This is a genomic window from Curtobacterium sp. MCLR17_039 (assembly GCF_003234745.1).
Taxonomy (GTDB): Bacteria; Actinomycetota; Actinomycetes; order Actinomycetales; family Microbacteriaceae; genus Curtobacterium; species Curtobacterium flaccumfaciens.
The window spans coordinates 54,416-62,765 of record NZ_QKTF01000019.1 but is presented as its reverse complement, the minus strand read 5'-3'; the positions used below and the strand labels follow the sequence as shown (position 1 = coordinate 62,765).

Annotated in this window: 4 protein-coding genes and 1 rRNA gene; 4 read left to right on the top strand and 1 reads right to left on the bottom strand. The window is 72.5% G+C overall.

The annotated features are described in order from the left end of the window. The 4 genes from rrf to DEJ00_RS16880 all read left to right on the top strand — a co-directional run. Positions 1–103, top strand: a 5S ribosomal RNA gene (rrf, locus tag DEJ00_RS16895); the annotation flags it as partial. A 127-nt stretch (positions 104–230) separates the two neighbouring features. After that, the gene (locus DEJ00_RS16890; RefSeq protein WP_111058157.1) at positions 231–1,361 is read left to right on the top strand and encodes an ROK family transcriptional regulator; all 1,131 of its coding nucleotides are present in this window, start codon (positions 231–233) and stop codon (positions 1,359–1,361) included. Between the two features lie 105 nt (positions 1,362–1,466). Then, positions 1,467–3,482: a beta-galactosidase gene (locus DEJ00_RS16885; RefSeq protein ID WP_111058156.1), complete on the top strand. Its 2,016-nt coding sequence runs from the start codon at positions 1,467–1,469 to the stop codon at positions 3,480–3,482. Beyond that, positions 3,479–5,650, top strand: a complete 2,172-nt coding sequence (locus DEJ00_RS16880; protein WP_258373723.1) for an alpha-galactosidase — start codon at positions 3,479–3,481, stop codon at positions 5,648–5,650. The genes DEJ00_RS16885 and DEJ00_RS16880 overlap by 4 nt, the downstream gene beginning before the upstream one ends. 73 nt (positions 5,651–5,723) lie before the next feature. On the opposite strand, the gene DEJ00_RS16875 is transcribed toward DEJ00_RS16880, so the two are convergent. Further along, on the bottom strand, positions 5,724–8,258 hold the full coding sequence (locus DEJ00_RS16875; RefSeq protein ID WP_111058155.1) for a glycoside hydrolase family 2 protein: 2,535 nt from the start codon (positions 8,256–8,258) through the stop codon (positions 5,724–5,726). Positions 8,259–8,350: the final 92 nt, after the last annotated feature.

Below are 8,350 nucleotides of genomic sequence, written 5' to 3'. Positions count from 1 at the left end.
CGAGAGGGAAACGCCCGGTCACATTCCGAACCCGGAAGCTAAGCCTCTCAGCGCCGATGGTACTGCAAGGGGGACCTTGTGGGAGAGTAGGACGCCGCCGGACTTAACGTAGAAGAACCAGGGAACCCCTGACCATTCGTGGTCAGGGGTTTTCTGCGTTCACGGCCCGTTCTGGGTCCTTGTCGACGGGGACCGGTCAGGCCGTAGGATCAGCCGACGACGGAGGAACGATGACCGAAGCCTGGCCGGCCCTGCCCGACGGCTCCCGACTGGCGCTGCGGGAGATCCTCATCCACGGGGTGCTCTCCCGCGCCGAGATCGCTCGGTCACTCGGGCTCTCACGGGCGAGCCTCACGCGGGCGATGCGCATCCTCGTGTCACAGCGGCTCGTGGTCGAGGTCGGCACTGATGTGCGCGGCGCCACCGGCCGGCCGTCGGAGCTCCTGCAGGTGAGCAGCGGGCAGTGGGAGTTCCTCGGCATCAAGCTCACGAAGGACCGCCTGTACGCCGCGGTCACGGACCTGGGTGGACGGGTCCTCGCCCTGCACGAAGAAGGCATCGACGACACCGGCGCCGAGTCGCTCGCGGAGCAGATCACGGCGGTGCTCGGCCGACTCCGTGCTGCGCATCCAGCCATCTGCGCGATCGGGGTCTCGCTGCCCGGTGACGTCATGGTCCGCGCCGGGGAGTCCGTCGTCGCGGCGTCGGTGTTCCTCGGGTGGCACGAGGTGCCGTTCGCCCGGATGCTCGAGGAGCGGACGGGGATCGCCACGTTCACGGCGAACGACGTCCACGCGCTCACGGCGAAGGAGCACTGGTTCGGTGCCGGCGCCGGTCGCGGGTCGATGGTGCTCGTGACGGTCGGTGAGGGCCTGGGCCTCGGGCTCATCGCGAACGGGCAGGTCTCCACCGGGGAGCACGGGCGACTGGGGCGCATCGGGCACCTGCCGGTCCTCGGGGGAGGCCCGGACTGTGGCCTCGGTCACGCCGGGTGTGCCTCGAGCTACCTGCCCAGCCCGGTCATCGTGCGGAACGCCGGCCACGAGGGGAAGACCTACGACCAGGTGGTCGAGCTCGCCCGGGACGGCGACGAGGCAGCCCTCGCTGCGTTCGAGGATGCCGGTCGTGCCCTCGGGGTCCTGCTCGCCACCGCGGTGCACATCGCCGACCCCGCAGCCATCGTGCTGACGGGCGACGGGCTGCCCGTGTACGACCTCGCGCGGGCGACCGTCGACGAGTCGATGCGGGCCGCCCTGGCGCCGTACACCGAGCCGGTCACGGTGGAGGTACAGCCGTTCGAGTTCTCGGAGTGGGCACGCGCCGGGGCGGTCCTCGCCATCCGTCGCCTGCTGGGGGAGTGATCGGCCGAGGGATCAGGCAGAGGTTTCGGCGCGTTAGTTACACGCGTTGACAAACGTGGACGCAGACGGGAGGCTTGAGCGGTCCACACCATCGAAGGAGATGCCGTGACCGCTGCCCCCACCGTCCCCTGGCCGACCGACGGCCTGTCGTTCGGCGGCGACTACAGCCCCGAGCAGTGGCCCCGGGAGACCTGGCTCGAGGACGTCCGACTGATGCGCGAGGCCGGGGTGAACCTGGTCACCGTCGGGGTGTTCTCGTGGGCGCTGCTCGAGCGGTCGCCGGGGGACTTCACGTGGGAGTGGCTCGACGACGTGCTCGCGCTGCTGCACGAGCACGGCATCGCGGTGGACCTCGCGACGCCGACCGCTGCACCACCGAACTGGCTGCTGACCGCACACCCGGAGATCCTGCCCGTGGACGCCACGGAGCGGCGGGAACGACCGGGTGGGCGACTCGGGTGGTGCCCGGCCTCCGAGCTGTTCCGGGAACACGCGCTCCGCATGGTCGACGCGCTGGCCGAGCGGTACGGCCGACACCCGGCGGTGCGGCTCTGGCACGTGAGCAACGAGCTCGGCGGCGGCAACGGCCGGTGCTACTGCGAGGAGTCGGCAGCGGACTTCCGGCACTGGCTCGTCGCGAAGTACGGCGACGTCGAGGCCGCGAACGACGCGTGGGGCACGGCCTTCTGGGGGCACACCTACACCTCGTTCGACGAGGTCTCGCCGCCGCGCGGTGTGGGTGGTGCGCCGAACCCCGGGCTCGCGCTGGACTTCGAGCGGTACTCGTCCGACGCCCTGCTCCGCCAGTACGACGCCGAGAAGGCCGTCATCGAGCAGCACTCGGACGTGCCGGTCACGACGAACTTCATGGTGGGCGCCGGGTCGCAGGTCGTCGACTACGCCGGGTGGGCGAAGCACGTGGCGATCGTCGCGAACGACCACTACACGCTCGTCGACGACGCCCGCCGCGAGCAGGACCTCGCGCTGGCCGGTGACCGGATGCGCGGGATGTCGGCTGACCGCCGTCCCTGGCTGCTCATGGAGCACTCGACGGGCGGCCCGAGCTGGCAGCAGCGCAACCGCGCCAAGGAACCCGCGGAGCTCGTCCGGAACGCCCTGGCGCACGTCGCGCACGGGTCCGACGGGGCGCTGTTCTTCCAGTGGCGGGCCTCCACCGCGGGCGCGGAGCAGTTCCACTCGGCGATGCTCCCGCACGCCGGCACCCGCACACGCATCTGGCGCGAGGTCCTCGCCCTCGGCCGGGCGCTGCAGGACCTCGCACCCGTGCAGGGCACCCGAGTCGAGCCGGCCCGGGTCGCGATCGTCGTGGACGAGGCCTCCGGGTGGGCCGTGCAGTCGGGGCTCAAGCCGCACCGGGGCCTGCGCTACGGCCGGGAGCTCCGCGCCTGGCACCGCGCGTTCCACGACCGGCAGGTGCTGACGGACGTGGTCCCCGCCGACGCCGACCTGGACGGCTACGACGTGGTCGTCGTGCCGACGATGCTCATCGTCGACGACGCGACCGCCGCGCAGTTGTCCGCCGTGGTGGACCGCGGCGCCACCCTGATCGTCACGTACCTGTCCGGCGTCGCCGACGAGACCGCGCGCATCCGCACCGGGGGCTACCCGGGAGCGTTCCGCCAGGTGCTCGGCGCCTGGAGCGAGGAGTTCACCCCGCTGCAGCGCGACGAACGCTGGACCCTCGACGACGGCGAGGTCGTCACCGACTGGGCCGAAGCGGTCGTGCTCGAGGACGCCGAGTCCGTGCTCCGGTACACCGACGGCCCGCTCGCGGGCCGGCCCGCCGTCACGCGCCGCGCCGTCGGCGGCGGCGCCTGGTACGTGTCCGCGATGCTCGCGGACGACAGCATCCAACGGCTCGTGGACGGGGTGATCGCGGAGCGGGGGATCCTGCGGACGGTCACCGGGCCTCCCGGCCTGGAGGCGGTGCGTCGCGTCGGCGACGACGGTTCCGCCTTCCTGTTCCTCGTCAACCACCGTGCTGACGACGTCACGGTCGCCGCGTCCGGGACGGACCTGCTCGACGGGTCCGGCCACGGGCCGGATACCGTCGTGCCGGCCGGACGCGTCCGCGTGCTGCGCGAGGAGCGGGTCTCGTGACCGTCGTGGAGCGCGAGTCGACAGCCGTCGGTGCAGGCGATCGACGGGTGCACGTGCTGCGATCAGCCGGGGTGTCGCTGGTGCTGGCCTCCGCGGCGGACGGGCTGCCCGAGGTGCTGCACTGGGGTCGGGACGTCGGGCCCGTCGCGCCGGACGACACGGCCGACCTGCTGCTCGCACTCGGCCGGCCGCTCGGACCGAGTGCGCTCGACGCGCGGTGGCCCCTCACGGTGCTGCCGACCGAGCGCGACGGGTGGGAGGGTCGACCGGGGATCGCCGGGCACGTGGACGGGATGCCGCTCGTGCCGCGGTGGCGTGACGTCGCCACGGCTGTCGTCTCCGTCGCGGACGAACAGCGGATCGTCGTGACTGCGGAGTCGGACTCGGTGGCGCTCCGGAGCGAGTTCGCGCTCGACACCGCCGGGGTGCTGCGGGTGCGGCACACGGTGACGAACACGCACGCCGAAACCGTGCACGTGCAGGCGCTCGAGGCGACGCTGCCGGTGGGGGAGCGGATCACCGAGGTGCTCGACCTGGGCGGACGGTGGACCCGTGAGCGCACCCCGCAGCGCCGGGCCGCGACCGCCGGGAGTCACGCGCGCGAGAGCCGTCGCGGGCGGACCGGACACGACTCGCCGACGTTGCTCGTGCTCGGGACGCCCGGGTTCTCGGATGCCGAGGGCGAGCTGTGGGCGGTGCACCTGGCCTGGAGCGCCGACTCCGTGTACCGGTACGACCAGCTCGCCGAGGCGCGACCATTGCTCGGTGCCGGCGAACTGCTGCGCGCCGGCGAGGTCGTGCTCGGCGAGGGGGAGTCGTTCACCGCCCCCGACGCCGTGTTCGTGTGGAGCGACACCGGGATCGACGGGCTGTCCGACCGCCTGCACGACTCGTTGCGCAGTCGCCCTGGGCACCCGCGACGACCCCGGCCCGTGGTGCTGAACACGTGGGAGGCCGTCTACTACCGGCAGGAGCTCGAGCCCCTGGTGGCACTGGCGGAGACGGCGGCGGACATCGGGGTCGAGCGGTTCGTGCTCGACGACGGGTGGTTCCTCGGCCGGCGGTCGGACTCGACCTCGCTCGGGGACTGGCGCGTCGACCCGACGGTGTGGCCGGACGGGCTGGCGCCGCTCGTCGACCGGGTGCGTGCGCTCGGCATGGAGTTCGGCCTGTGGTTCGAGCCCGAGATGGTCAGCCCGGTCTCCGAGCTCGCGAAGGCACACCCCGAGTGGATGCTGCAGCGCCCCGAGGACGACGTCCGCACCTGGCGGAACCAGTACGTGCTCGACATGGCGAACCCGCTGGCCCGGCACCACGTGCTCGAGAGCATGTCCCGCGTGATCGGTGCGCACCACGTCGACTTCGTGAAGTGGGACCAGAACCGGGACATCGTGCACGCGGTGCACGCGGGTCGCGCCGGCATCGACGCGCACACCCGCGGCGTGTACGCCTTGATGGACGAGCTGCGTGCGCGGCACCCGTGGCTCGAGATCGAGGCGTGCGCGAGCGGCGGTGCCCGGATCGACCTCGGCGTGCTCGAGCGGACCGACCGGGTGTGGCCGTCGGATTCGAACGACGCCTTCGAGCGACTGCCGATCCAGCGCTGGACCGAGGCGCTGCTGCCACTCGAGCTGATCGGCTCGCACGTCGGGCCGGAGGTCTCGCACACCACGGGCCGGCACCTCGACCTGGACTTCCGGATGGCGGTGTCGCTGTTCGGCTCGGCCGGCATCGAGACCGACATCACGAAGCTGTCACCCGAGGAGCTCGACCGGCTCCGGGCCTGGACGGCGCTGTACCGACGGGAGCGCGGGCTGCTGCACTCCGGCCGGCTGCGGCACCTGGACCTCGGGGACCCGGGGACGGTGGCGACATCGGTCGTGGCCACCGACCGTTCGCGGGCGCTGGTGCGGGTGGCGCGGACGGAGACGGGGCCGAGGTCGTTGCCGGTGCCGCTCCGGGTGCGCGGACTCGACCGGTCGCGGCGCTACCGGCTCGCCCCGGTGGCCGGGCTCGCCGTGCCGCACGGGCTCGACATGGTGCCGCCGGAGTGGCTCGTGCGCGGGCACCTGGAACTGACCGGCGCGGTGTTCGAGGACGTCGGCGCACGGCTCCCGCTGCTCGCCCCCGCGAGCGCGATCGTGCTGGAGCTCCGCGCGCTCGACTGAGCACGTTCGACCGACGGTTCCGGTTCGCGAACCCGGGGGATCGTGAACCGGAACCGTCAGCGCGACGCCCCGGTCAGGGCAGGAGCGAACCCGCGTGGCGGAGGACGAGCGGGTGGACGAGCTCCTGTGCAGCGATGCCCGGCGCACCCGTCACCGTGAAGGTCACCGACTCGCCGGGGAGCAGGGACACCAACCCGTCGTCGACGCGGGCGGCCGCATCCACGCGATCGGGGAACAGCGAGACGTCCCGCGCGTACGCTGTCGCCGTCACGGTGACCGTCGCGCCGTCGTCCGTCGCCGACACGACCGTCGACAGGGGCGAGGGCTCGAGCGTCTGGTCGACGACCTCGGCGAAGTCGTGCACCGTGCGGGTGCCGGCTCCCGTGACGACGAGGACCTCGGAACCGGGGTCGCCCGGTACCGCGAGCGACGACGGCAGCTGCACCCGGGCGGCATCGGCGGGGTTGGCCGCGAGCGTGAACGACGACGACTCGAGCACGGTGCCGTCGAAGGCGACGCGCGAGACCGTGACCTCGTCGGCGACCGACGCCCCGGACGCGTTGACGAGGACGACGTCGAGCCCACCCTGGCCACCGGACGACGGCTGCACGGTGAGCAGCACGGGCTGGTAGGCCTGCCGGACGGCGTACCAGACGGGCTTCCGGATGCCGGCGTGGTCGACGAGGGCCCAGGACACCACGGGCCAGTCGTCGTTCAGCTGCCAGACGACCATGCCGGTGTTGTCGGGCGTGCGGGAGCGGAACCACTCCATGCCGAAGCGGATCGCGTGCGCCTGGTTGAGCTGCGCGGCGAAGTGCCAGTCCTCGATGGTCTTCGGCTCGGGCAGGTGCCCGCGCATGCCGTCGGCGAGCTTCCGGTTGCCCTGGTCGGCCTTCTGGTGCACGAGCATCTCGTGGCCGTCCGGGTCGAGGGGCTCGTCGTGCACCACCGCGGTCAGGGTCGACCACGCCGGCGGCCCCTGGAACCCGAACTCGGCGACGAACCGCGGCTCCCAGTCGGCGTAGGCGCGGTAGTCGAGCCGGTTCCAGACGTCCCAGATGTGCACGCTGCCGTTCCGCTGGTCGTTCGGCGTCAGGTACTCGTCGAACGAGAACGGGCTGCCCGGCGTGTACGGCCGGGTCGGGTCCAGCTCGGCGACCATCGACGGGAGCAGGGAACGGTAGTAGCCGTTGCCCCAGGTCCGGCCGACGAGCGACGGCCGCCAGCCCCACTCGGCGTAGGCGACGAGGTTCTCGTTGTTGCCGTTCCACACCACGAGCGACGGGTGCGGGCTGAGGCGGGTGACGGCCTCGCGGGCCTCGGGCTCGACCTCGTCGGCGAGCCAGGGCTCCTCGGCGTAGGCGGCACAGGCGAACAGGAAGTCCTGCCACACCAGGACGCCGAGCTCGTCGCACCGGTCGTACAGGTCGTCGGACTCGTAGATGCCGCCGCCCCAGATGCGGAGCAGGTTCATGTTCGCGTCGATCGCGTCCTGGATCCGGTCCGCGTAGCGCTCGGGCGTCATCTCGGTCAGGTAGGCGTGGTCGGGGATCCAGTTCGCCCCGCGCACCATGACCGGACGGCCGTTGACGCGGAGCAGGAACGGCGCGCCGCCGGCGTCGGCAGCGGTGTCGAGCGTGACCGTGCGGAAGCCCACGCGGCCGGTCCACACGTCGTCGCCGACCTCGACCCGGACGTCGTACAGCGGCTGGTCGCCCTCGCCGCGGGGCCACCAGACGGCGACGTCGGGGACCTCGAGGCGGACGGTCGCCGCGCCGTCGACGACGGGGCGCGCGCCGACCACCCGGCCGGCGGTGTCGGAACCCGGGTGCCCTGCGGACGCGGGGTGCGGGGCCAGGGTGATCCGGGCCTCCAGGCCGTTGCCCGCGGAACCGTCCGCGGACGCGACGGGCGCGCTGCCGATCGCCTGCGAGAAGGAGCCGGTGGAGCCGGCGTGCTCGACGTCGACGTGGGCCGTCAGCACCCCGGTGGTGCCGTCGAGGTCGACGAGCGGGCGGACGGCCGCGATGCGGACGCCGCTCCAGGACTCGATGCCGATCGACTTCCAGATGCCGCTCGTGGCGACGTCGACGCCCCAGTCCCACCCGAAGTTCGACGCGTTCTTGCGCAGCGCGTTGTAGGGGTGGTGGTTGACGTGGGGTAGCTCGCCGCCGTGCAGTGCGGACAGACGCTCGGCTGCGGGGACGGGCGCGTCGAACGTGACGACGAGCTCGTTCGTGCCCGGTCGGAGCAGGTGCCCGACGGGGAACCGGTACGAGCGGTGCTGGTTGGCGGTGGTCGCGACGACGATGCCGTTGAGCTCGATCGTGGCGAGGGTGTCGAGGCCCTCGGCGACGAGGTCGTGGCGGGTCTCGTCCGGCGCGGTCCACTCGAACGTGCGGCGGTAGCGCCAGACGGTGTCGCCGATCCACTGGGTGGCGGCCTCGCCGTCGCCGTCGAACGGGTCGGGGATCCGGCCGGCCCGCAGCAGGTCGGTGTGCACGCAGCCGGGCACCTGCGCCTCGACCGGTTCGCGGTGCTCCGCCGACTGCTCGGGCCCGGTCACCGCCTCGAGGGTCCACGTGCCGTCCAGGGTGGTCCGCTCCATTGCGTCTCCTCATCGTTACGGGGCCGTGACCCGACCCCTTGACCGCCTTAGTTTACGCGTGTAACAATCACGCTCACAACGTGGACCCTGCG

What these genes read in the sequence shown, in the direction of transcription:
- DEJ00_RS16875 (WP_111058155.1), bottom strand. Translation starts at nt 8,258, where the DNA reads ATGGAGCGGACCACCCTGGACGGCACGTGGACCCTCGAGGCGGTGACC.
- DEJ00_RS16890 (WP_111058157.1), top strand. Translation starts at nt 231, where the DNA reads ATGACCGAAGCCTGGCCGGCCCTGCCCGACGGCTCCCGACTGGCGCTG.